Raw genomic sequence first — 23345 nt, 5'->3', positions numbered from 1 at the left:
ATCAGATACCCCAGAGAATCTGCACACCCCAGACGAAGTAAGCGAACATTGCGACGCCGCATACTGCCTGGAAAAGGAAACGTACCGCTGTCGCCGACTTGCCCAGCGCCATATGCGTCAGGTAGTCGGTCGAGATGGTCCACATGCCGACCCAGGCGTGAGCGCCAAGGGCCACCAGGGCCAGCAGACTGAAGATACGCATCCAGTTGTTTGCGAACAGGCCATGCCACTGGGTGTAGTCAATGCCCGGATTCGCTACGAGGTACCCGATCAGAAAAATGAAATAAGCCGCGAGAACGACCGCAGAGACACGCTGCGCCATCCAGTCATAAAGGCCCGAACGCGACAGGTTCGTAACGCTGGTTACCATATCCAAACTCCCGCCAGAACGATTACCACCACGGATACGGCGATAACGATTTTCGAGCCCAGCTTGCCGCCTTCCAGCGTCTCACCGATGCCCATGTCCATAATCAGATGGCGTACACCGGCCACCAAGTGATACAGCAAGGCGGACAGGAGGCCCCATGCAACGAATTTGGCCAGCGGACTGGTCAAGCACGCCTTCACCTCGGCATAACCTTCCTCGGAGCCCAGGGACTTGCTCAATGCGTACAGCATGATGCCGATGCCCAGGAAGAGGATGATGCCGGAAACACGGTGGAGAAACGACGTAACGCCGGTAATGGGGAGTTTGATGGTCCTTAGGTCTAGGTTTACAGGTCGTTGGCTATTCACGGCTTTTTTTCACACTGAAGAGCCCCTAACAATCAGGGCAAAGTTGTTGGGGAGTGCACTGGTCAGGTAACCACCACCCAGGGAGTGCGACCCCCATCAAAACAGGCCCAGAAGCCCATGGCGGTCGGTGGCCGAGTATAGACAGTTAGGCTACTAATGACAACGCAAACGCCTTCCCCTAATAGCTGATTGCGTTAGCTTTATAAAAGGCGTAAATGGCAGTGAATTTCGCTAAAAAATCCCTCTCAAAGCCTTCTGGGACAAGACTTTAGGCAAATTGACATTCAGATTTATCCCACTATAGTGGTGCGGGCCCTGCGTGGGGGGTCTGTCTGATGATTTCAAGCATAAATAGGAGGCCACATGGCTGACAAAAAAGCGCAGTTGATCATCGAGGGCGCAGCCCCCGTCGAGCTGCCCATTTTAACCGGCACCGTTGGTCCCGATGTAATCGATGTTAGGGGCCTGACGGCCACGGGCCGCTTCACTTTCGACCCCGGTTTCATGTCGACCGCCTCCTGCGAGTCGAAGATCACCTATATCGATGGCGACCAGGGTATCCTGCTGCACCGCGGCTACCCGATCGAACAGCTGGCCGAGAAATCGGACTACCTGGAAACCTGCTACCTGCTGCTCAACGGCGAACTACCCAATGCCGAGCAGAAGGCCCAGTTCGTCAGCACCGTGAAGAACCACACCATGGTTCACGAGCAGCTGAAGAGCTTCTTCAACGGCTTCCGTCGCGACGCCCACCCGATGGCCGTCATGTGCGGCGTAGTCGGCGCCCTCTCGGCGTTCTACCACGACTCCCTGGACATCAATAACCCGCAGCACCGCGAGATCTCCGCCGTGCGCCTGGTCGCCAAGATGCCGACCCTGGCAGCGATGGTCTACAAGTACTCCATGGGCCAGCCGATGATGTATCCGCGCAACGACCTGTCGTACGCGGAGAACTTCCTGCACATGATGTTCAACACCCCGTGCGAGATCAAACCGATCAGCCCGGTGCTGGCCAAGGCGATGGACCGGATCTTCATCCTCCATGCCGACCACGAGCAGAACGCCTCCACTTCCACCGTGCGCCTGGCGGGCTCCTCGGGCGCCAACCCGTTCGCCTGTATCGCTGCCGGTATCGCGGCCCTCTGGGGTCCTGCCCACGGCGGTGCGAACGAAGCCGTGCTGACCATGCTCGATGAAATCGGCGACGTGTCGAACATCGACAAGTTCATCGCCAAGGCCAAGGACAAGAACGATCCGTTCAAGCTCATGGGCTTCGGTCACCGCGTCTACAAGAACCGCGACCCACGCGCCACCGTGATGAAGCAGACCTGCGACGAGGTCCTCAAGGAACTGGGCATCAACAACGATCCACAACTCGAACTGGCCATGCGCCTGGAAGAGATCGCCCTGACCGACCCGTACTTCATCGAGCGCTCGCTGTACCCGAACGTCGACTTCTACTCGGGGATCATCCTCAAGGCGATCGGCATTCCAACCAGCATGTTCACCGTGATCTTCGCCCTGGCGCGTACCGTCGGCTGGATCTCCCACTGGAAGGAAATGCTCTCCAGCCCTTACAAGATCGGCCGTCCTCGCCAGCTGTACACCGGCTACGAGTCGCGCGACATCACCAAGCTGGAAGACCGCAAGTAAGACCGGCCTTGCGCTCCCGTCTTAGCTACACCGCATACGGCCCCTGAACAGGGGCCGTATTCTTTTCCCCCTCCCCTTCCCCCGACCACGGCACAAGGCCTGCAGCCATCAGCGCAAGCGCCTGTACAAGCTCTCTGCCGCCCCCTGACACCGGCACCTCCCCACCCGACGCAACCAGCAGATCCACGGCCAATAAAAATGCCCTGGCCTTGCGACCAGGGCATTTCGCCATCATCGAACCCCTATATAGATAGAAGCCCAGTGCCAGGAACTTAGTGCGACACCGCCCCGCTGGCACCGAGGCCGGTCTGCGAACGCACGAACTGCGGGAAGAACAGCGCCCGCTCATTGGCTGCCGCCGCCGACTTGTCGGTGATGGAGAAGAACCAGATACCGACGAAGGCGATGATCATCGAGAACAGCGCCGGGTATTCGTACGGATAGATCGGCTTCTCATGATGCAGAATCTGCACCCAGATGGTCGGACCGAGGATCATCAGCGCCACTGCGCTCACCAGGCCCATCCAGCCACCGATCATGGCGCCACGGGTAGTGAGTTTCTTCCAGTACATGGAAAGCAGCAGTACCGGGAAGTTGCAGCTGGCAGCGATGGAGAACGCCAGGCCCACCATGAACGCGATGTTCTGGCTCTCGAACAGGATGCCCAGGCCGATGGCCAGCACGCCCAGGGTCACAGTGGTGATCTTGGAGACGCGGATCTCGTCCTTCTCGTTGGCCTTGCCCTTCTTGATCACGCTGGCATACAGGTCATGGGACACCGCCGAAGCACCGGCCAGGGTCAGGCCCGCCACCACAGCCAGGATGGTGGCGAAGGCCACCGCCGAGATGAAGCCCAGGAACACGCTGCCGCCCACCGCATTGGCCAGGTGCACCGCCGCCATGTTGTTACCGCCCAGCAAGGCGCCTGCGGCGTCCTTGAAGTCCGGATTGGTACTCACCAGCAAGATCGCGCCAAAACCGATGATGAAGGTCAGGATGTAGAAGTAGCCGATGAAACCAGTGGCATAGAGCACGCTCTTGCGAGCTTCCTTGGCGTCGCTCACGGTGAAGAAGCGCATCAGGATATGCGGCAGGCCGGCGGTACCGAACATCAGCGCCAGGCCTAGGGAGAACGCCGAGATCGGATCCTTCACCAGGCCACCCGGGCTCATGATCGCCTCACCCTTGGGGTGGACCTTGATCGCTTCGGAGAACAGCACGTTGAAGTCGAAGCCCACGTGCTTCATCACCATCAACGCCATGAACGATGCGCCGGAGAGCAACAGCACCGCCTTGATGATCTGTACCCAGGTAGTGGCCAGCATGCCGCCGAACAATACGTACAGGCACATCAGGATGCCCACCAGGATCACCGCCACGTGGTAATCGAGACCGAACAGCAGCTGGATCAGCTTGCCGGCACCCACCATCTGCGCGATCAGGTAGAACGCCACCACCACCAGCGAACCACAGGCCGACAGGGTGCGGATCTGGGTTTGCCCGAGGCGATAGGACGCCACGTCGGCGAAGGTGTACTTGCCCAGGTTGCGCAAGCGTTCGGCGATCAGGAACAAGATGATCGGCCAGCCCACCAAAAAGCCGATGGAGTAGATCAGCCCGTCATAGCCGGAGGTGAACACCAGGGCGGAAATCCCCAGGAAGGACGCCGCCGACATGTAGTCGCCGGCAATTGCCAGACCGTTCTGGAATCCGGTGATCTTGCCGCCCGCCGCGTAATAGTCGGCAGCCGACTTGTTGCGTTTGGAAGCCCAGTAGGTGATGCACAGGGTGGCACCGACGAACACCACGAACATCACGATCGCCGATACGTTGAGAGGTTGCTTGTGGACTTCTCCCGTCAGGGCGTCTGCGGCCCACAGAGCGGGAGCGAAAGCGGCCAGGCCGAGCGCTGCGAATAGACGGCGGATCATTGCTGAGCCTCCTTCAGGATCGCGTTGTTCAGCTCGTCGAACTCACCGTTGGCGCGCCGCACATAGATGGCCGTCAGGATGAAGGCCGAGACAATCAAGCCGACACCGATGGGAATGCCCCAGGTGATGGATGATGAAGGACTGAGTTTGCTCCCCAGGATCTGGGGTCCATAGGCGATCAACAGAATGAAAGCCGAGTAAAGCCCAAGCATGATCGCCGAAAGAATCCAGGCGAACCGCTCCCGTTTGCTCACCAGCTCCTTGAAGCGCGGGCTGTTTTGAATCGAGAGGTAAATGCTGTCGTTCATTGTTTTTATCCTCGCAGCACAGATTTTAGGTGGAACCTAATCCACTCTATGCAGCTCTCAAACGCGTTCTAGACGACCTTAGTATTAGAACGACATTAACCCCCGCGCCAATTCTCCCCCGCAAAAAAACGGGGGCATCCGCGACGCCGTCGCAGACACCCCCAAGACCCTTGAAATAGACGCTGCGCTACTATTTAGCGGTCCACTCGGCCACCCGCTCCGGGTGCTTGCCCACCCAGTCCTTGGCCGCCGCATCAGGCTTGGCGCCCTCCTGGATGGCCAGCATCACTTCGCCGATTTCGTCTTTCGACGCCCACTGGAACTTCTTCAGGAACGCCGCCACCTCAGGCGCCTTCTTCTCCAGTTCCTTGCTGCCGATGCTGTTGACGGTCTCGGCGGCGCCATACACGCCCTTGGGATCCTCGAGGAAGCGCAGTTTCCATTTGGCGAACATCCAGTGCGGCACCCAGCCGGTCACCGCGATGGAATCCTGTTTTTCCTCGGCGCGGGTCAGCTCGGCGATCATCGCCGCCCCGGAACTGGCCTGCAGCTTGTAGTCCAGCCCATAGTCCTTGATCGCCTGGTCGGTCTTGAGCATCACCCCTGAGCCGGCATCGATCCCGACGATCTTGTTCTTGAAGCTGGCATCGCCCTTCAGGTCAGCGATGGACTTGGCCTTGACGTACTCCGGCACGATCAGGCCGATCTTGGCGTCCTTGAAGTTGGGGCCATAGTCCACCACCTTGTCCTTGTTCTTGGCCCAGTACTCGCCATGGGTCACCGGCAACCAGGCCGAGAGCATGGCGTCGAGCTTGCCGGTGGCCACGCCCTGCCACATGATCCCGGTCGCCACGGCCTGCAGCTTGACGTCATAACCGAGCTTCTTGATCACCTCCGCCGCCACATGGGTCGTCGCCACGCTGTCGGACCAGCCGTCGACATAGCCGATGCTCAGGGTCTTGCTGTCGGCGCTGGCCAAGGTGGAGCTGATGGCAAGTACCATTGCGGCACCTGCGCCTAAGAGTCGTCGCATCTTCATCGTTACTTCCCCGAAAAGTGCAGTGCCGGGCAGCTGCCGGGCACATCAACGTATGGTTATGGTGCTCGGCGCCTCCATCACGCCCGACCGCGAACACGTTCGATCATCAGCGGAGTACTGATGCCTGGATCATCAACCCGCCACCAGCGGCGACCTGCTCTGGCTGCGACCTCAAGGCAACAGTCAGCGACATCAGAAAGCCAGTAGCCCCCCCTGCTCCCCGCGACGGCAAGCCTGCGCGAACTTCGCATGGCAGCCCCAAGGCACAGCCGAATACAGGTAAGATGCCCGGCTTTGCCCCCCTGACGGCCTGACCATGCCCGCCACTCCACGCTTCCCCCTCCTCGCCTACCTGTGCGCCTGCCTGATCGCCCTGCTGGCCCTGTGCAGCTACTGGTACGGCCTCGGCCGGCCGGTGCAACTGCCCGACGTCGCCAGCGCCAGCCACAAGCTGCAATGCGCCTCCTACACTCCGTTCGACAAGGACCAGTCGCCGTTCGACCAGCCGTTCAAGCTGCGCCCCGAGCGCATGGACGCCGACCTGGCGCTGCTGGCGACCCGCTTCGAGTGCATCCGCACCTATTCCATGAGCGGCCTGGGGGCCCTGCCGGAGCTGGCGCGCAAGCACGGCCTGAAGCTGATGATCGGAGCCTGGATCAACAGCAACCCGGCGGATAACGAAAGAGAGGTGGACCTGCTGATCGCCTCGGCCAACGCCAACCCGGATGTGATCAGCGCGGTGATCGTCGGCAACGAGGCACTGCTGCGCAAGGAAATCACCGGCGCCCAGCTGGCCCGGCTGATCACCAAGGTCAAGCACAACGTCAAGCAACCAGTGACCTACGCCGATGTCTGGGAGTTCTGGCTCAAGCACCCGGAAGTGGCCCCGGCCGTGGACTTCCTGACCATCCACCTGCTGCCCTACTGGGAAGACGATCCATCGAACATCGACGTGGCCCTGGACCATGTGGCCCAGGTACGCCAGGTGTTCGGCAACCGCTTCGCCCCCAAGGACGTGCTGATCGGCGAGACCGGCTGGCCCAGCGAAGGTCGCCAGCGCGAGACCGCGATCCCCAGCCGGGTCAACGAAGCCCGGTTCATCCGCGGTTTCGTCGCCCTGGCCGAGCAGAATGGCTGGCACTACAACCTGATCGAGGCCTTCGACCAACCCTGGAAACGCGCCAGCGAAGGCGCGGTCGGTGGTTACTGGGGGCTGTTCGACGCCGATCGCCAAGACAAGGGGATCCTCGAAGGTCCGGTATCCAACCTGCCCTACTGGCCCCTCTGGCTGGGCCTGGGAGCGGCGCTTCTGGGCGGTACCCTGCTGCTGGGTGGCAGGGTCGGCAGCACTCGGGCGGCCGTCCTTCTGCCACTGCTGGGTGCCGTGGCGGCCTGCAGCATCGGCACCTTCGCCGAATTGACGCGGGTCACCAGTCGCTTCGCCAGCGAGTGGGCCTGGGCCGCCCTGCTGCTGGGCCTGAACCTGCTGATCCTGGCCCACGCCGCGTTGGCCCTGGGCTCGCGTGAAGGCTGGCGCCGGCGGCTGTTCAGCATCCTGGAAAAGCGTGCCGGCTGGCTCCTGGCGGCAGCCGGTTTCGCCGCAGCGGTGATGATGCTCGAGCTGGTGTTCGATCCGCGCTATCGCAGCTTCCCCAGCGCCGCCCTGCTGGTGCCGGCCCTGGCCTTCCTCTGCCGACCGGTGCGAGTACCACGGCGCGAGGTCGCCCTGCTGACCTTCATCATCGGTGCCGGCATCGCGCCGCAGCTGTACCAGGAAGGCCTGGCCAACCAGCAGGCCTGGGGCTGGGCCCTGGTCAGCCTGCTGCTGGTCGCCGCGCTGTGGCGCAGCTTGCGGGCGCGGGCCGGCTGATCCGCCCGGCTAGGAGCGAGGAGCGCGCACCAGGCGCAGGCTGGCGATCACCAGAGCGAACACCGCCAGGCTGGTGTTGTACAGCACCAGGGCCGGGATCCCGGCCGCCATGGCCAGCAGCGCCAGCCCCCAGCCCAGCCGCCCTGGCACGACGAAAGCCAGCAACGCCGCGCCCAGGGCGCTCCAGCCCAATACCTTGAAATGAATCATCCACCCCAGGCTAGAGCGCAACGAGCACTCCCAGCGGCCTGCCTCATCGATGCATACGCCCACCCAGCGGGCATCCTCCATGAAGCCATAGCGCAAGCCATAGCTGGCGGCCAGCCACAGCACCAGGGCCAACAGCAGCAAGAACAGGGGAAAGCGGCGAGACATGGGGCACTCCAGGCAATCAAAACGGCGCCCAGCATAATCCCCCGGAAACACTTGGCAAGCACCATGCACGCATAGCTATTCAGCCGAGGGTGGCAACGTGTATCGTCCGGCTACTATCACCACTACCCCCAGGCCAGACTGCCACGGACGTTATTTGCGCCCGCACATGGCACTTCGGCAGCAGCACGGTGGTCATAGCCTGCGAACCTCATTCGGCACCTTCCTTCTAGGGATACAGTCATGCTTCGTTCCTTGCGCCTCACCGCCCTGTTCGGTGGCCTTATCCTGAGTGCGTCCGCACTGGCGGTCGATGTCGATCCGGCCAGCTACGGCTACCCGTTGACCAATCCCTTCGAAGCCACCATCGCCACCACACCGCCGGACTTGCGCCCGGAGCTGCCCTCGGACGATGACATCCGCCAGTCCGACTACAGCCTGACCCTGCGCCCGGAACGCGAATTCACCCTGCCGGACAATTTCTGGGCAGTGAAGAAACTCACCTACCGCATCGCCACCCAGGACCACGCCGCCCCGTTGATCTTCCTGATCGCCGGTACCGGCGCGCGCTACGACAGCACCCTCAACGAATACCTGAAGAAGCTCTACTACAAGGCCGGCTACCACGTGGTGCAGCTGTCCTCGCCCACCAGCTTCGACTTCATCAGCGCCGCATCGCGCTTCGCCACTCCCGGGGTGACCGCCGAGGACGCCCAGGACATGTACCGGGTGATGCAAGCGGTGCGCGCGCAGAACTCCAAGCTGCCGGTCACCGACTACTACCTCACCGGCTACAGCCTGGGCGCCCTGGATGCGGCGTTCATCAGCAAGCTCGACGAGACCCGGCGCACCTTCAACTTCAAGAAGGTCCTGCTGCTCAACCCGCCGGTCAACCTCTACACCTCGATCAGCAACCTGGACAAGCTGGTACAGACCGAGGTCAAGGGCATCAGCAGCAGCACCACGTTCTACGAGCTGATGCTGGCCAAGCTGACCCGCTACTTCCAGCAGAAGGGCTATATCGATCTCAACGACGCCCTGCTCTATGACCTGCAGCAATCCAAGCAGCACCTGAGCAACGAACAACTGGCGATGCTGATCGGCACCGCCTTCCGCTTCTCGGCGGCGGACATCGCCTTCACCTCGGACCTGATCAACCGGCGCGGCCTGATCACCCCACCCAAATACCCGATCCGCGAGGGCACCAGTCTCACTCCATTCTTCAAGCGCGCCCTGCAGTGCGACTTCGACTGCTACCTGACCGAGCAGGTGATCCCGATGTGGCGCGCCCGTACCGATGGCGGCAGCCTGCTGCAACTGGTCGACCAGGTGAGCCTCTACGCCCTGCAGGACTACCTCAAGGCCAGCCCGAAGATCGCCGTGATGCACAACGCCGACGACGTCATCCTGGGCCCGGGCGACCTGGGCTTCCTGCGCAAGACCTTTGGCGATCGCCTGACCGTCTACCCCCATGGTGGCCATTGCGGCAACCTCAACTACCGCGTCAACAGCGACGCCATGCTGGAGTTCTTCCGTGGCTAAACATCTCCTGCTTATCGCTGCGTTGCTCTGCGCAGGCTATGTCCACGCCGACGACGGCCATGCCGGCACCACCAGCGCGCCCGATGCCGACGGCTTCACCGAGCCGCTGAAACAGCTCAAGTTCAACCCGGGGCTGGACCAGCGCGAGTTCGAACGCTCGACCCTCAGCGCGCTGAACGTCTACGACCCGCTGGAGTCCTGGAACCGCCGGGTCTATCACTTCAACTATCGCTTCGACCAATGGGTGTTCCTGCCCGTGGTGGACGGCTACCGCTACATCACCCCGAGCTTCCTGCGCACCGGAGTGAGCAACTTCTTCAACAACCTGGGCGATGTACCCAGCCTGCTCAACAGCCTGCTGCAGTTCAAGGGCCAGCGCTCCATGGAGACCACCGCCCGCCTGCTGGTCAACACCACCATCGGCATTGCCGGCCTGTGGGACCCGGCCACCAAGATGGGCCTGCCGCGCCAGAGCGAGGACTTCGGCCAGACCCTGGGCTTCTACGGGGTGCCGAGCGGAGCCTACCTGGTGCTACCGCTCCTGGGCCCCTCGAACCTGCGCGACACCGCGGGCCTGGCGGTGGACTACAGCGCCGAGTCGGCGATCAACTTCCTCAACGTCGCCGAAGTCAGCAAGAACCATCCGGAGCTCTGGCTGTTGCGTGGCGTCGACAAGCGCTACCAGACCAACTTCCGCTATGGCGAGCTGAACTCGCCGTTCGAGTACGAACAAGTGCGCTACGTCTATACCGAAGCGCGCAAACTGCAGATCGCCGAGTAACCTTCCGTCACGGCAAGCCCGGGCCTCCGGGCTCGCCACACGCCCCGCGAAATGCTCTAGCCCGGTACTTCCAGCCTCGACAGCAGCGCGATTCACACTGCCTGCAACCCGCCGCGATCCAGCCGCCATGGCCGTGAAACCCCGGAAAAACCGAGGCCTCGTAGCGCACAAACGAACTTAAAAAAACAAATGTGAATTTTTTATTAACTTATTGTGACGGTCGGTGTAAGCTCCAGCGCAACACAGCTAAGGAAGCAGTAACGTGTTCTACGATAATCAGGGACTGATGTCGTCCATCCTCGCTATTCCTCCCCGGCGTTCACCCGCCAATCTTCAGCACCAACTACCGCACAGGTCGATCATGGTCAACTTGCGCCCGTGATTATTGCTGTGCAGATGTTTGCCCGCTGAACTGCCGGTAACTTCCAGCCAATACGAAACACATTAACTCCCCCAAGATCCAGGCCATTGCGTGTCGGTTCCCGGGAAGTGCATCGCTATTGCCCGCTGAAAACCAAACAGGCAGATTCCGGCAACTAACGAGGGCTGGTCGATGTATTCGACCGGGCCAGTATTCCGTAAAGTAATTCAGACATCCGTTACCATGAAACTATCGGCCAGACCCCAGTCCCGCGTGCAGCGTTACTTTAGCGAGTTGCCTCTTTTCATCTGGATCCTGTTCATCGGGACCTTCATTACCCGAGCGACCTCGATGATGGTCTGGCCATTCATCTCCGTGGTGCTCTATACCCGCTTCGACTTCAGCCCGACCTTCATCGGGCTGGTGCTGACCCTTTCGATCGCCATCTCCTCGGCAGTCAGCTTCTACAGCGGCTACATCTCGGACAAGATCGGCCGGCTGAAGATCATCATCCTCGGCTGTGTGGTCGCCACCCTGTCCTACTGCCTGCTCGGCCTGTCCGGCAGCGCCCAGGGCTACATTGCCGGCACCTTGCTGGCCAACCTGTCCTGGGCCCTGGTCAACAACCCGATCAAGACCGTGATCGGCGACATCATCGAGTCCCGCCCCCTGGTGGAGCGGGCCATGCACCTGCGCTACTTCTTCCTCAACGCCGGCGCCGCGGTAGGTCCCTACCTCGGCCTGCAACTGGGGATCAGCGCCGGCTCCCTGGCCTTCGTCCTGGTGACCCTGTCCTATGTCCTGCTGCTGCTCGGCGTGGTGGTGTTCGGCCGTGGCATCGTGCTCAAGGCCATCAACAGCACCAGCTTCGCCAACACCATGAAGGTCCTGTCCCGGGACCACATCTTCCTCGCCCTGGTGCTCAACAACATCCTGATGATGTTCATCTTCGGCAACTTCGACTCCAGCCTGCCCCAGCTGATCACCGCCATCGGCTTCGAAGGCTACCTGGGCTTCATCGCCTCGCTGATCGTCCTGCACGCCACCACCATCGTCCTTTTGCAACTGCCGCTGTCCGGCGCGCTGGCATCCTGGAGCCTGAACGCGAAGATCTATGTCGGCAGCGTCCTGCTGATCGCCAGCGAATTCATCTTCGCCCTGGCCGCCCACCACTATGAAACCAAGGCCCTGTGGTACAGCGCCGTATTACTCATGAGCATCAGCCAGACCATTCTGTTCCCCTGCATCAATATGTTCGTCGACAGCCTGGCTCCCAACAACTTGCGGGGAGCCTACTTCGGTGCCGCTTCTTTGTATGGAGTTGGATTTTCCCTGTCGCCCATCGTTGGCGGGCTCTTCATACAATGGCTCGACGGTACTGCGCTGTTCATCTTCCTGGGCATTGCCAGCAGCCTCATGACTTATATCTTCTTCAGTATCTTCAAACATGCCGGCAAGCCCCGCCAAACAGCAGATGACAGTTCCGGCACGGCATCCCCCGTATCCAGCGGCTGAATAAAGTCGGCGCGACAAACGACTTCTATATCAATTCCTACAACTTCAACTGATATCTCAGCGGCCCAGCCTCGCCTGCAACTTCTATCGCTTATATAACTTCAACCAGGAGCATTAGATGCCCATCCAGAACTATGACGTGATCTTGTGCGGTGCCGGTCCGGCCAATATTTCGCTGCTGCCGGAGCTGATTCGGAACGAACAAGCCGGCCGCTGCCTGATCCTGGAAAAGAACCATGTCGTAGGCGCCGGGGAAATCGGCCAGTACCGGATCACCGCCAACTCCCTGGGGGGCGTATTCCTGGAAAAATTCCAGGACCAGGAAGATCGGCTCAGCCGCTTCCTCAAAGACACCCCGCAATGGCGCTACTTGCGCGAAAACCAGGATCGGGCCGTCGAGCTGAGCCAGGTCGGCGCCTTCCTCGAACAGATCGCCGCCTTCGTCATGGCCGACAAGGCCCTGCGCCAGCGCTTCGTGTTCTCCACCGATAGCTGCGTCCAGGCGATCCGCCAATTGCCCGAGGGCGGCTACCTGGTCAGCTACAGCCTGGATGGCGTGCTGATGCAGGCCCAGTGCCGCAAGGTCATTTGCAACCTCGGCGGGCAGCCCCAGCAACGCGGCCCGCGCCACGCCTCTTGCAACATCAACTCCGACGAGTTCATCAAGGGTCTGCACGACCGGCAATTTCGCACATCGGCCCCGGACTCGGTGGCCATCCTCGGCTCGTCCCACAGTGCGGTGTCCTGCCTGATCCGCCTGGTGGAGCAACTGGATTACCGGGGCCCCGTCACCCTGCTGGCCAAGCGCGACTTCAAGCTGTTCTTCGACTGTGCCGAGAGCGCCCGGGCCCAGGGCTATCACTTCACCGACGCTGACGTGTGCAACGCCAGCGGGCGGATCAACCGCTACTCGGGGCTGCGCTACGACTCCTTCGAGTTCGCCCGCAAGGTGCAGCAAGGGCAGATCGACAACCTCCAGGTGGTGGATATCTCCACCCGGTCCCCGGAGCAGGTCGACGCCTTGATCAACGCCAGTGCGGTCTTGCTCAACAGCACCGGCTACAGCGCCAGGGCCGTGGAGTTGCTGGACGCCGACAGCCACCCGATCCAGTTGCAGCAGGACGCCCACGGCCTGCTGACCAATGCCCGCCTCAACCCCATGGCCGTGGATGGCCGGGCGCTGGAGGACTTCCATACCTTCGGCCTCGGCTCAGGCATCAAGACCGGTGGCGACAGTGGCGGCGAAGAAAGCTTTTCCGGGCGGATCGACGGCGTATGGGTCTACCAGCACGTAGTGCCCGGATTGATATTTGGTAAATAAGGAAATTCCAATGAATAACAATACAGCCATCCTGCTTTGCGCGGGCCGAGGCAGCCGCCTGGCCAACCGAACCGAAAACACTCCGAAGCCGTTGGTCCAGACCAACGACATCGCCTTCATCGACAACGCCCTGGCCAACCTGGAACGGCTCGGCGCCGGCAAGGTGGTGGTCGTGGTCGGCTACCAGGCCGAGACCATCACCGCGCACCTGGAGCAGATGAACACCAGCCTTTGCTTCGAGTTCGTCTACAACCCGGACTGGGCCACCACCAACAACATCTATTCGCTGTACCTGGCCCGGGAACATATCGGCCGGGACACGCTGATCATCGAAGGCGACATCTACTTTTCCCAGCACTGCCTGGAACAGCTGATGGCCAAGTCGGCTGACCTGGTCACCCTGGTGTCCGCCCTTGGGCCGAACATGGAAGGCACCTACACCACCATCGAGAACGACCGGCTGCTGGGTTTCGGCTCCACCAAGGAGGCTGGGCACCAGACCCTGGACAGCCACTACAAGACCGTCAACCTGTACAAGATCGGTACGCAGGAGTTCGCCCGCTATGTGGTCCGTCAACTGGACCTGTACATCGCCCGGGGCGACAAGAACACCTACTACGAAGATGTCTTCAAGCAGGCCTCGCTGGACAGCCAGTGGAACATCCAGCCGGTGATCGTCGACAACACCCAGTGGTACGAAGTCGACAACTACTACGACCTGACCATCTGCAACTACATCTCCCACCAGGATCGCCTGGGCTTCGTGCAGAACCGCCACGGCGGCTACTGGCGCTACCCGCTGCGCGACTTCGCGCTGATCTACAACTTCCATTTCCCGCCGCAACAGCTCAAGGACAAGATCAAGGACAACTTCGAACACATCCTGCTCAACTACCCGGGCGGCCGCCGGCTGATCGAGGAGTCGCTGGCCGAGTTCATCGATGTCCCGGCCCAACGGCTGTGCGTGGCCAACGGCGCGGCGGAGATCATCAAGATCCTGCCGGACCTGTACCCGGGCAAGGTGCTGGTCACCGTGCCCTCGTTCAACGAGTACGCCAACGTCTTCGGCGAAGACCGCACCCTATGCCTGCACACTCGCGAAGCCGAGGCATTCGCCATCGACACCCAGGCGCTGTTGGCGCTCTGCCATGAACAGCGCCCCTCGGTGGTGGTGATCGAGTCGCCGAACAACCCCACGGGCGCCCTCACCCCGGCGGCCACGCTCCAGGCCCTGGCCCGCGAGCTGCAGGCGCTGCAGATCGCGTTGATCGTCGACGAATCGTTCCTGGACTTCTCCCGCCATGCCGACCAGACCCTGCTCCACGCCCTGGACGAACATCCCAACCTGGTGGTGATCCGCAGCATGAGCAAGACCTTCGGCATCGGTGGCATTCGCATTGGCTACCTGGCCAGCGCCGACCAGGCGCTGCTCAAGGCCCTGAACGCGCAGTTGCCGATCTGGAACCTCAACGGCTTCGCCGAGGAATTCCTGCTGCACCTGCCGCAGTACAAGGACCAGTACCTGGCAAGTTGCCAGACGGTGATCGGCGACACCCTGGACCTGCAGATCGCTCTGAACGACATCGACGGCCTCAGCAGCTTCGAAACCGAATCGAACTTCGTCTATTGCAAGACCCACTACGCCGACGCCCGGACCCTCTGCCGCCTGCTCCTGGAGCAGCATCACATCTACGTCAAGGAATGCTCGGGCAAACGCAACGAGGGTTCCGACCAGTACCTGAGGATTTCCTGCCGCACCCGCGAGGAAAACATCGAGCTGCTGCTGGCCCTCAAGAACGTCATGGCACAACTGGCCCGTCATCATGGCCATGCCCATCAACAGGAGAACGACCATGCATTCGCCTAAGCGCGTGGTGATCTGCGGCAAGGGCGAACTGGCGATCTTCGCCTGCCGCTACTTCCAGGACCACCCGGACTACCTGCTCAGCCACGTGGTCGCCGACCCGTTCGAACCGGTGAGCAGCGAACAGACGCTGATCGACTACTGCCACCAGCAGCAGATCCCGGTGGTCGAGGACGGGCGTTTCGAGAACCTGCCGGGATACGCCGAGCAGGCGTTCTCCTGCGACCTGTGCCTGGTGATCTTCCACAAGCGGATCCTGCCCAGGGCCTTCATCGATTGCTGCGCCAAGATCCTCAACCTGCACCTGTCCTACCTGCCCCATTACCGGGGCGTGCGTCCGGTGAACTGGGCACTGAAGAACGGCGAGCGGCGCCACGGCGTGACCCTCCACGAAATCAACGAGGGCATCGACGACGGCCCGATCCTCAGCCAGGTGGCGTTCGATATCTTTCCCGAGTTCGAAGAGGTCGGCGACACCTACCAGCGCGCCATGGGGTATGCCCGGCAACTGCTCAGCGACAGCCTGCCGCTGATCTACCGCATCACCCCGGTGCCCCAGGACCATGGGCAGATGAGCATCTACTACGAACGGGACAATCTGCGCCTTGAAGAGCGCATGACCTTCACCAAGGCCAAGTCCCTGGAGCTGCTGGCCCAGAGCGCCGCGAAACCCGCCTGAGGCGCATACCGCCCCTCCCGACGGCCGGGTCGGCCCATTGGCATGACCCGGCCCGTGCCAACCGGAGCCTGCGATGTACGACCTGATAGCGTCCGACCTGGACGGAACCCTGCTGTTGCCAGGGGACCGGATCGGCGACTACACCTGCAATACCCTCTGGCAGCTGCACCAGGACGGCCGCCAGATAGTGCTGGCCACCGGCCGCCACCAACGCGATGTCCGCTCGCTGATGGGCAAGCGGCTACCGCCGGTGCACTTGATCACCGCCAATGGCGCCAGCATCGCCAGCGCCTGCGGCAACCTGCGCCTGGTCCAGGAACTGGACCACGAGCTGGTGCGCGAGCTGATCGCCAGTGCCACGGACCGCCAGTGGGTGATCAACGCCTACTGCCAGGCACAGTGGCTGATCAGCGACCACTACCCGAACCTGGACAGCTTCAGCCAGAACCCGGCGTTCCAACCGACGCTCTGCGCGCCGGCGGATTTTCCCGAGCAAGGGATACAGAAGCTGTTCTTTTTCCATCACGACCAGGACCACGCGGCGTTGGCGCGCCTGCAATCGCGCCTCGACGCCTGCTTCGGCGCGCGGATCAGCAGCGTCTTCTCCTTTCCCTGGTGCCTGGAGGTGATGGCCGGCGGGGTCAGCAAAGGCCATGCCCTGCAGCGCCTGGCGCAGCTGCTGGGGGTTGCCCTCAAGCGCTGCGTGGCCTTTGGCGATGGCATGAACGATGTGTCGATGCTGGCCAAGGCCGGGCAAGCGGTGGTGATGGATAGCGCCCACCACGATGTCCGGCGGGCCTTGCCGGAGGCCGCAGTGATCGGCCACTGCGGCGAGGAAGCCGTGGCCCGCTACCTGGCCACGCTGCTGCCGGTCTAGGCCGCTTGGCCGCGGACAGCGCGCCAGGCCTTGCTGGCCAGGGTCACGCCGAGCAAGACCACGGCACCGGCGACGATCCCGGCCACGGCATTGAGCAGGGTCGGCATGAGCAACGAAAAACCACCCACCAGGCTGGCGCTGCGCGCGGTGAGCTCTTCGATCAGGTGGTGGGCCGCCGGCACGCCGTGGGTGAGGATGCCGCCGCCGACCATGAACATGGCCGCGGTACCGATCACCGACAGGCTCTTCATCATGTAGGGCGCGGCCCGCAGGATCGCCCCACCCACGCTCCTGGCCAGTTGTCCCGGCTTGCGCGCCAGCCACAAGCCCAGGTCATCGAGCTTGACGATGCCGGCCACCAAGCCATAGACGCCGACGGTCATCACGATGGCGATACCCGACAGCACCACCACTTGCTGGGCCAGCGGCGCGTCGGCAACGGTACCCAGGGTAATGGCGATGATTTCGGCGGAGAGGATGAAGTCAGTGCGCACCGCACCCTTGATCTTGTCCTTTTCGAAGGCCACCAGGTCGGTGGCCGGATCCGCCACGGCCTCGATCAGCTGGTCATGGGCCGCCTGGTCCTGGGCCTTGCTGTGGAGGAACTTGTGGGCCAGCTTCTCGAAACCCTCGAAGCACAGGTAGGCGCCTCCGAGCATCAGCAGTGGAATTACCAGCCAGGGAGCGAAGGCGCTGATGGCCAGGGCCGCCGGCACCAGGATCAACTTGTTGCGAAACGAGCCCTTGGCCACGGCCCAGACCACCGGGACCTCCCGTTCGGCGCGAACCCCAGACACCTGCTGGGCATTGAGGGCCAGGTCATCGCCCAGCACACCGGCGGTCTTCTTCGCCGCCATCTTGGTCATCAGGGCCACGTCGTCCAGCACCGCGGCGATATCGTCGAGCAAAACCAGCAAACTGCTTCCTGCCATGGGCCAGGCTTCCCTGCGTGAAATGAGGCGCGCAGCATACCGCGCCGCAGGAGGGCCAGGCGAGATGCCGGCAAGCGGTCGCCACCTCCTCTCGAATGCTGGCAAGACCACGGCCAATGGGCATTCTTGAGCCTTTCGCGAGCCCGGTGCTACCATGCGCAACCGCCGAACAGGCAAGGAATCCCCCGGTTTATGAGCACCATCCGCGAGCGCAATAAAGAACTGATCCTGCGGGCCGCCAGTGAAGAATTCGCCGACAAGGGCTTCGCCGCGACCAAGACCAGCGATATCGCCGCCAAGGCCGGGCTGCCCAAGCCCAACGTCTACTACTACTTCAAGTCCAAGGAAAACCTCTACCGCGAGGTGCTTGAAAGCATCATCGAGCCGATTCTCCAGGCCTCCACTCCATTCAATGCCGATGGCGTGCCCAGCGAGGTGCTCAGCGGCTACATTCGCTCGAAGATCCGCATCTCCCGCGACCTGCCCTTCGCCTCCAAGGTGTTTGCCAGCGAGATCATGCATGGCGCGCCGCACCTGAGCCCGGACCAGGTGGAACAGCTCAACGCCCAGGCCAAGCACAACATCGAATGCATCCAGACCTGGATCGACCGTGGCCAGATCGCACCGCTGGACCCGCACCACCTGATGTTCAGCATCTGGGCCGCGACCCAGACCTACGCCGACTTCGACTGGCAGATCTCGGTGGTCACCGGCAAGGCCAAGTTGACCGAAGAAGACTACGAAGCCGCCGCCCAGACCATCATCCGCCTGGTGCTCAAGGGCTGCGAGCCCGAATCCGCATAACCCACCCTCATGACGTCGCCCGGTTCACGGGCGCCACGGGGTTCGTGTGGCCGCAGCCCCAGGCTGCGCACGACCCGGCACGAGCCGCCTGGTGGCTATCGGCAATCAACCTGAGGTACCGCGTCGCCCGGTTTGGTGGGCGCTGCGCACCCGATCGCAGCCTCGCAGGCTCGACAGCGGCTACACGTACTGCGCGACCTAGGCGCTGACGCCGGCATCCGCGGCCAGGCCCTGGGCTTCGATGGCGCTGATGGCGCACTGCTCGTCAATGTCCGAGGTATCGCCACTGATGCCGATGGCGCCAATCACCAGGCCCGCCTGATCACGAATCAATACCCCGCCCGGTGCCGGCACCACACTGCCCTGCCCCAGGCTGTTGAGCGCGCCGATGAAGGCCGGACGCTGCTGGGCATCCAGCGCCAGCAGGCGCGAGCCCTTGCCCAGGGCGATCGCCCCCCAGGCCTTGCCGATGGCGATCTGCGGGCGCAGCAGGCTGGCGCCATCCTCCCTTTGCAAGGTCACCAGATGACCACCGGCATCGAGTACCGCGATGGCCAGTGGCGCGGCACTGATGTTGCGCCCCGCCTGGATGGCCTGGTTGGCCAGGTTGACTGCGACTTTCAAGGTTAAAGCGCTCATGGGTGCCGTCCTCATCTTGTTATTGGAAAGCCTGGTGAAGCTTCTTTCAGGAGAAGCTCAATACAACGAATGGAACACAATGAACTTTGTTTTTGTATACAATATTTATTGAAATATAGCCCATGCGACAAAATGACACCGGTTTATCAGGGCTCAAAGCGCAGCTGATCGCTTCCAAGAAAAGCCATTGACCTGTGCTGCTCGCCATGAATACACTCTGCGCAAAGCCACTTGTATACAATTACAAAACGTAAGAGGCACAAAACCATGAGCAAAATGAGAGCAATCGAAGCCGCCGTTCTGGTGATGCGCCGTGAAGGGGTCGACACCGCCTTTGGCATCCCGGGCGCCGCCATCAACCCGCTGTACTCTGCCTTGCAGAAGGTCGGCGGCATCGATCATGTGCTCGCTCGCCACGTCGAAGGCGCCTCGCATATGGCCGAGGGCTACACACGTACCAAGGCCGGCAACATCGGCGTGTGCATCGGCACCTCGGGCCCCGCCGGCACCGACATGGTCACCGGCCTGTACAGTGCCTCGGCCGACTCCATCCCGATCCTCTGCATCACCGGCCAGGCTCCCCGTGCCCGCCTGCACAAGGAAGACTTCCAGGCCGTGGACATCACCAGCATCGTCAAGCCGGTGACCAAGTGGGCCACCACCGTGCTGGAGCCGGGCCAGGTGCCCTACGCCTTCCAGAAAGCCTTCCATGAAATGCGCTCCGGCCGCCCTGGCCCGGTACTGATCGACCTGCCGTTCGACGTGCAGATGGCGGAAATCGAATTCGATATCGACGCCTACCAGCCCCTGCCCCTGGCTAAGCCCTCGGCCACCCGGGTCCAGGCCGAGAAAGCCCTGGCCATGCTGGCCCAGGCCGAGCGGCCGCTGCTGGTGGCCGGCGGCGGGGTGATCAACGCCGATGCCAGCGAGCTACTGGTGGAGTTCGCCGAACTCACCGGCATCCCGGTGATCCCGACCCTGATGGGCTGGGGCAGCATTCCCGACGATCACCCGCAGATGGTGGGCATGGTCGGCCTGCAAACCTCCCATCGCTACGGCAACGCCACCCTGCTCAAGTCCGATGTGGTGCTGGGCATCGGCAACCGCTGGGCCAACCGCCACACCGGCTCGGTGGACGTCTATACCGAAGGCCGCAAGTTCATCCACGTGGACATCGAGCCGACCCAGATCGGCCGGGTCTTCACTCCCGACCTGGGCATCGTTTCCGACGCTGGCAGCGCCCTCACCGTACTGCTGGAAGTGGCCCGCGAGTGGCAGGCGGCCGGCAAGCTCAAGGACCGCAGCGCCTGGTTGCATGACTGCCAGCAGCGCAAGGCCAGCCTGCAACGCAAGACCCACTTCGACAACGTGCCGGTCAAGCCGCAGCGGGTCTACGAGGAAATGAACCAGGTGTTCGGCAAGGACACCTGCTACGTCAGCACCATCGGCCTGTCGCAGATCGCCGGCGCGCAGTTCCTCCACGTCTACAAGCCGCGCCATTGGATCAACTGCGGCCAGGCCGGCCCGTTGGGCTGGACCATTCCGGCAGCCCTGGGGGTGGTCAAGGCCGACCCGAGCCGCAAGGTGGTGGCACTGTCCGGGGACTACGACTTCCAGTTCATGATCGAAGAGCTGGCGGTGGGTGCGCAGTTCAACCTGCCGTATATCCACGTGGTGGTGAACAACTCCTACCTGGGGCTGATCCGCCAGGCCCAGCGCGGCTTCGACATGGACTATTGCGTACAGCTGTCCTTCGACAACCTCAACGCTCCCGAGCTCAATGGCTACGGCGTGGACCATGTCGCGGTGGCCGAAGGCCTGGGCTGCAAGGCCCTGCGAGTATTCGAGCCCAAGGACATCCAACCGGCCCTGCGCCAGGCCCAGGAACTGGTCGAAACCTTCAAGGTGCCAGTGGTGGTGGAGATCATCCTGGAACGGGTGACCAATATCTCCATGGGTACCGAGATCAACGCCGTCAACGAGTTCGAGGACCTGGCGCTGGTGGGCAACGACGCCCCCACCGCCATCGCCCTGCTCGACTAACCAGCCAGCACAACTCCCGTAGCCGCCCAGGACCGCGCTCGAGCGCCAAGCCAACGCCGTCTTCGCGAGCCGCCAGGGTCCACCGGGCCTTGGCGCCTACTGCCCCGGCGACTACGGGACTTGATAGATCCACAGGAGACCACCATGCCGCGTTTTGCCGCCAACCTGTCCATGCTGTTCACCGAGCAGGATTTCCTCGCTCGCTTCAAGGCTGCCGCCGATGCCGGCTTCAGCGGAGTCGAGTACCTGTTTCCCTATGAATTCAGCTCGGCCGAAATCAAGGCCCAGCTCGACGCCCACGGCCTGACCCAGGTGCTGTTCAACCTGCCGGCCGGCGACTGGGCCAAGGGCGAGCGCGGTATCGCTTGCCTGCCCGACCGGGTCGCGGAGTTCCGCGCCGGGGTCGACCTGGCCATCGCCTATGCCCAGGTCCTGGGCAATACCCAGGTCAACTGCCTGGCCGGCATCCGCCCCCAGGGCGTGGACGAGGCCCTGGTGCAAAAGACCTTCGTCGACAACCTCAGGTACGCCGCCGACAAGCTCCAGGCCGTGGGCATCAAGCTGGTAATGGAGGCCATCAACACTCGCGACATTCCCGGCTTCTACCTCAACAACACCGCTCAGGCGCTGTCGATCCGCGAACAGGTCGGCAGTGCCAACCTGTTCCTGCAGTACGACATCTATCACATGCAGGTCATGGAAGGAGACCTGGCCCGGACCCTGGCCAACCACCTGGAGCAGATCAACCACGTGCAGCTGGCGGACAACCCCGGGCGCAACGAACCGGGCACCGGCGAGATCAACTACCGCTTCCTTTTCGAGCACCTGGAGCGCATCGGCTACCAGGGCTGGGTCGGCTGCGAGTACAAGCCGCTGACCACCACCGAAGCGGGCCTGGGCTGGCTCAAGAGCCACAACGCCATCTGATCGGCAACCGCGTCATCGTTCATCTGGGGCCAGTCGGATCGCCGCCGGCTCGCTCCTACGGTAGGAGCCAGGCTGCCCGCGAGACGAATGCCTTGGCACCCGCAACCTTATAGAGCAATAAAAAGAGGATTTTCCCCATGGCTAAAATCGGATTCATCGGCACCGGCATCATGGGCCACCCCATGGCCGCCAACCTGCAGAAGGCCGGCCACAGCCTGCTGCTCTCGGAACACCACAGCAAGGCTCCGGCCGACCTGATCGCCGCCGGCGCCGTAGCCCTGGCCTCCCCCAAGGACGTGGCCCAGGAAGCCGAGTTCGTGATCATCATGGTGCCCGACACCCCACAGGTCGAAGACGTGCTGCTGCGCGCCGACGGCGTGGCCGCCGGGATCGGCAAGGGCAAGATCGTCATCGACATGAGTTCGATCTCGCCCACCGCGACCAAGGCCTTCGCCGCCAAGATCAACGAGAAAGGCGCGCAATACCTGGACGCCCCGGTGTCCGGTGGTGAAGTCGGGGCCAAGGCCGCGACCCTGAGCATCATGGTCGGCGGCGACAGCCAGGCCTTCGAACGCGCCTTGCCGCTGTTCCAGAGCATGGGCAAGAACATCACCCTGGTCGGCGGCAATGGTGACGGCCAGACCGCCAAGGTGGCCAACCAGATCATCGTCGCCCTGAACATCCAGGCCGTGGCCGAAGCGCTGCTGTTCGCCGCGAAGAACGGCGCCGACCCGGCCAAGGTGCGCGAAGCGCTGATGGGCGGCTTCGCCTCCTCGCGCATCCTGGAAGTGCATGGCGAACGCATGATCAAGGGCACCTTCGACCCGGGCTTCCGTATCAACCTGCACCAGAAGGACCTCAACCTGGCCCTCAGCGGCGCCCGCGAGCTGGGCATCAACCTGCCCAACACCGCCAACGCCCAGCAGGTATTCAGCACCTGCAACGCCATCGGTGGTGGCAACTGGGACCACTCGGCCCTGATCAAGGGCCTGGAGCACATGGCCAACTTCTCGATCCGCGACAAGCAGTAAGCCGTATTCGTAGTCGCCGCCCCGGGCTGTACCGAGGTCCGCGGGAAACGCATCGCTGCGGGCCATGGACGGGCCCCGCCGACCCTGGCGCCGCCCCCGGCGGCGACTACACCTGTTC

At 62.5% G+C, this 23345-nt stretch carries 21 protein-coding genes; 13 read left to right on the top strand and 8 right to left on the bottom strand.

Features of this window, described 5'->3' with window-relative positions:
- Position 1: 1 nt before the first annotated feature.
- A complete protein-coding gene (gene sdhD, locus GDH07_RS06930) occupies positions 2–370 on the bottom strand; it encodes a succinate dehydrogenase, hydrophobic membrane anchor protein (RefSeq protein ID WP_022643102.1) in 369 nt (122 codons plus the stop codon).
- On the bottom strand, positions 364–738 hold the full coding sequence (gene sdhC / locus GDH07_RS06925) for a succinate dehydrogenase, cytochrome b556 subunit (protein ID WP_011060048.1): 375 nt from the start codon (positions 736–738) through the stop codon (positions 364–366). The genes sdhD and sdhC overlap by 7 nt, the downstream gene beginning before the upstream one ends.
- Before the next feature lie 363 nt (positions 739–1101).
- Between sdhC and gltA the strand changes: the two genes are divergently transcribed.
- The gene (gene gltA / locus GDH07_RS06920; protein WP_022643101.1) at positions 1102–2391 is read left to right on the top strand and encodes a citrate synthase; all 1290 of its coding nucleotides are present in this window, start codon (positions 1102–1104) and stop codon (positions 2389–2391) included.
- A gap of 272 nt (positions 2392–2663) precedes the next feature.
- Here the strand turns inward: gltA and GDH07_RS06915 are convergent, their stop codons facing one another.
- The 3 genes from GDH07_RS06915 to GDH07_RS06905 form a co-directional block, all read right to left on the bottom strand.
- Positions 2664–4322, bottom strand: a complete 1659-nt coding sequence (locus GDH07_RS06915) for a cation acetate symporter (protein ID WP_022643100.1) — start codon at positions 4320–4322, stop codon at positions 2664–2666.
- Positions 4319–4630: a DUF485 domain-containing protein gene (locus GDH07_RS06910; protein ID WP_022643099.1), complete on the bottom strand. Its 312-nt coding sequence runs from the start codon at positions 4628–4630 to the stop codon at positions 4319–4321. Before GDH07_RS06910 ends, GDH07_RS06915 begins: the two co-directional genes overlap by 4 nt.
- Before the next feature lie 190 nt (positions 4631–4820).
- A complete protein-coding gene (locus tag GDH07_RS06905) occupies positions 4821–5669 on the bottom strand; it encodes a glycine betaine ABC transporter substrate-binding protein (protein WP_053135012.1) in 849 nt (282 codons plus the stop codon).
- Positions 5670–5985: 316 nt separating this feature from the next.
- Between GDH07_RS06905 and GDH07_RS06900 the strand changes: the two genes are divergently transcribed.
- A complete protein-coding gene (locus GDH07_RS06900; protein ID WP_152896997.1) occupies positions 5986–7539 on the top strand; it encodes a glycoside hydrolase family 17 protein in 1554 nt (517 codons plus the stop codon).
- Between the two features lie 9 nt (positions 7540–7548).
- Here the strand turns inward: GDH07_RS06900 and GDH07_RS06895 are convergent, their stop codons facing one another.
- Positions 7549–7914: a hypothetical protein gene (locus tag GDH07_RS06895; protein WP_152896996.1), complete on the bottom strand. Its 366-nt coding sequence runs from the start codon at positions 7912–7914 to the stop codon at positions 7549–7551.
- Positions 7915–8154: 240 nt separating this feature from the next.
- On the opposite strand from GDH07_RS06895, the gene GDH07_RS06890 reads away from it, so the two are divergent.
- The 7 genes from GDH07_RS06890 to GDH07_RS06860 all read left to right on the top strand — a co-directional run bounded on the left by GDH07_RS06890 (position 8155) and on the right by GDH07_RS06860 (position 16851).
- Positions 8155–9453 (top strand): serine/threonine protein kinase, encoded by a 1299-nt coding sequence (locus GDH07_RS06890; RefSeq protein ID WP_152896995.1) that lies wholly within the window; start codon positions 8155–8157, stop codon positions 9451–9453.
- A gap of 22 nt (positions 9454–9475) precedes the next feature.
- On the top strand, positions 9476–10234 hold the full coding sequence (locus GDH07_RS06885) for an MlaA family lipoprotein (protein ID WP_425502106.1): 759 nt from the start codon (positions 9476–9478) through the stop codon (positions 10232–10234).
- 634 nt (positions 10235–10868) lie between these two features.
- On the top strand, positions 10869–12110 hold the full coding sequence (locus tag GDH07_RS06880) for an MFS transporter (protein WP_343038185.1): 1242 nt from the start codon (positions 10869–10871) through the stop codon (positions 12108–12110).
- Between the two features lie 118 nt (positions 12111–12228).
- On the top strand, positions 12229–13431 hold the full coding sequence (locus GDH07_RS06875; RefSeq protein ID WP_152896993.1) for an FAD/NAD(P)-binding protein: 1203 nt from the start codon (positions 12229–12231) through the stop codon (positions 13429–13431).
- 10 nt (positions 13432–13441) lie between these two features.
- A complete protein-coding gene (locus GDH07_RS06870) occupies positions 13442–15298 on the top strand; it encodes an aminotransferase class I/II-fold pyridoxal phosphate-dependent enzyme (RefSeq protein ID WP_152896992.1) in 1857 nt (618 codons plus the stop codon).
- Entirely contained in the window at positions 15285–15974 is a 690-nt protein-coding gene (locus tag GDH07_RS06865; RefSeq protein WP_022643091.1) for a formyl transferase, read from the top strand. The genes GDH07_RS06870 and GDH07_RS06865 overlap by 14 nt, the downstream gene beginning before the upstream one ends.
- A gap of 73 nt (positions 15975–16047) precedes the next feature.
- Positions 16048–16851, top strand: coding sequence for a Cof-type HAD-IIB family hydrolase (locus GDH07_RS06860; protein ID WP_152896991.1), 804 nt, complete (start codon positions 16048–16050; stop codon positions 16849–16851).
- Here the strand turns inward: GDH07_RS06860 and GDH07_RS06855 are convergent.
- Positions 16848–17783, bottom strand: coding sequence for a DUF808 domain-containing protein (locus GDH07_RS06855; protein WP_031321205.1), 936 nt, complete (start codon positions 17781–17783; stop codon positions 16848–16850). The genes GDH07_RS06860 and GDH07_RS06855 overlap by 4 nt on opposite strands.
- A 192-nt stretch (positions 17784–17975) precedes the next feature.
- On the opposite strand from GDH07_RS06855, the gene GDH07_RS06850 reads away from it, so the two are divergent.
- Positions 17976–18587: a TetR/AcrR family transcriptional regulator gene (locus tag GDH07_RS06850; protein WP_022643088.1), complete on the top strand. Its 612-nt coding sequence runs from the start codon at positions 17976–17978 to the stop codon at positions 18585–18587.
- A gap of 198 nt (positions 18588–18785) precedes the next feature.
- Here the strand turns inward: GDH07_RS06850 and GDH07_RS06845 are convergent, their stop codons facing one another.
- Positions 18786–19226, bottom strand: a complete 441-nt coding sequence (locus GDH07_RS06845; RefSeq protein WP_031321203.1) for a GlcG/HbpS family heme-binding protein — start codon at positions 19224–19226, stop codon at positions 18786–18788.
- Between the two features lie 267 nt (positions 19227–19493).
- Between GDH07_RS06845 and gcl the strand changes: the two genes are divergently transcribed.
- The 3 genes from gcl to GDH07_RS06830 all read left to right on the top strand — a co-directional run bounded on the left by gcl (position 19494) and on the right by GDH07_RS06830 (position 23227).
- On the top strand, positions 19494–21269 hold the full coding sequence (gene gcl, locus GDH07_RS06840; protein WP_085595814.1) for a glyoxylate carboligase: 1776 nt from the start codon (positions 19494–19496) through the stop codon (positions 21267–21269).
- A gap of 144 nt (positions 21270–21413) precedes the next feature.
- Positions 21414–22196 carry a hydroxypyruvate isomerase gene (gene hyi, locus GDH07_RS06835; protein WP_053135028.1) on the top strand — a complete coding sequence of 261 codons (783 nt, stop codon included), beginning with the start codon at positions 21414–21416 and terminating at the stop codon, positions 22194–22196.
- 137 nt (positions 22197–22333) lie between these two features.
- The gene (locus tag GDH07_RS06830; protein WP_152896990.1) at positions 22334–23227 is read left to right on the top strand and encodes a 2-hydroxy-3-oxopropionate reductase; all 894 of its coding nucleotides are present in this window, start codon (positions 22334–22336) and stop codon (positions 23225–23227) included.
- The last annotated feature ends 118 nt before the right edge of the window (positions 23228–23345 follow it).

The organism is Pseudomonas piscis, from assembly GCF_009380155.1.
Classification (GTDB): Bacteria; Pseudomonadota; Gammaproteobacteria; order Pseudomonadales; family Pseudomonadaceae; genus Aquipseudomonas; species Aquipseudomonas piscis.
This window is presented reverse-complemented; position numbering and strand designations above follow the sequence as displayed.

Bases quoted from the DNA above. Each gene is read 5' to 3' on its own strand.
- sdhD (WP_022643102.1), bottom strand. From the start codon at position 370: ATGGTAACCAGCGTTACGAACCTGTCGCGTTCGGGCCTTTATGACTGG.
- gltA (WP_022643101.1), top strand. From the start codon at position 1,102: ATGGCTGACAAAAAAGCGCAGTTGATCATCGAGGGCGCAGCCCCCGTC.
- GDH07_RS06915 (WP_022643100.1), bottom strand. From the start codon at position 4,322: ATGATCCGCCGTCTATTCGCAGCGCTCGGCCTGGCCGCTTTCGCTCCC.
- GDH07_RS06910 (WP_022643099.1), bottom strand. From the start codon at position 4,630: ATGAACGACAGCATTTACCTCTCGATTCAAAACAGCCCGCGCTTCAAG.
- GDH07_RS06905 (WP_053135012.1), bottom strand. From the start codon at position 5,669: ATGAAGATGCGACGACTCTTAGGCGCAGGTGCCGCAATGGTACTTGCC.
- GDH07_RS06900 (WP_152896997.1), top strand. From the start codon at position 5,986: ATGCCCGCCACTCCACGCTTCCCCCTCCTCGCCTACCTGTGCGCCTGC.
- GDH07_RS06895 (WP_152896996.1), bottom strand. From the start codon at position 7,914: ATGTCTCGCCGCTTTCCCCTGTTCTTGCTGCTGTTGGCCCTGGTGCTG.
- GDH07_RS06890 (WP_152896995.1), top strand. From the start codon at position 8,155: ATGCTTCGTTCCTTGCGCCTCACCGCCCTGTTCGGTGGCCTTATCCTG.
- GDH07_RS06875 (WP_152896993.1), top strand. From the start codon at position 12,229: ATGCCCATCCAGAACTATGACGTGATCTTGTGCGGTGCCGGTCCGGCC.
- GDH07_RS06870 (WP_152896992.1), top strand. From the start codon at position 13,442: ATGAATAACAATACAGCCATCCTGCTTTGCGCGGGCCGAGGCAGCCGC.
- GDH07_RS06865 (WP_022643091.1), top strand. From the start codon at position 15,285: ATGCATTCGCCTAAGCGCGTGGTGATCTGCGGCAAGGGCGAACTGGCG.
- GDH07_RS06860 (WP_152896991.1), top strand. From the start codon at position 16,048: ATGTACGACCTGATAGCGTCCGACCTGGACGGAACCCTGCTGTTGCCA.
- GDH07_RS06855 (WP_031321205.1), bottom strand. From the start codon at position 17,783: ATGGCAGGAAGCAGTTTGCTGGTTTTGCTCGACGATATCGCCGCGGTG.
- GDH07_RS06850 (WP_022643088.1), top strand. From the start codon at position 17,976: ATGAGCACCATCCGCGAGCGCAATAAAGAACTGATCCTGCGGGCCGCC.
- GDH07_RS06845 (WP_031321203.1), bottom strand. From the start codon at position 19,226: ATGAGCGCTTTAACCTTGAAAGTCGCAGTCAACCTGGCCAACCAGGCC.
- gcl (WP_085595814.1), top strand. From the start codon at position 19,494: ATGAGCAAAATGAGAGCAATCGAAGCCGCCGTTCTGGTGATGCGCCGT.
- hyi (WP_053135028.1), top strand. From the start codon at position 21,414: ATGCCGCGTTTTGCCGCCAACCTGTCCATGCTGTTCACCGAGCAGGAT.
- GDH07_RS06830 (WP_152896990.1), top strand. From the start codon at position 22,334: ATGGCTAAAATCGGATTCATCGGCACCGGCATCATGGGCCACCCCATG.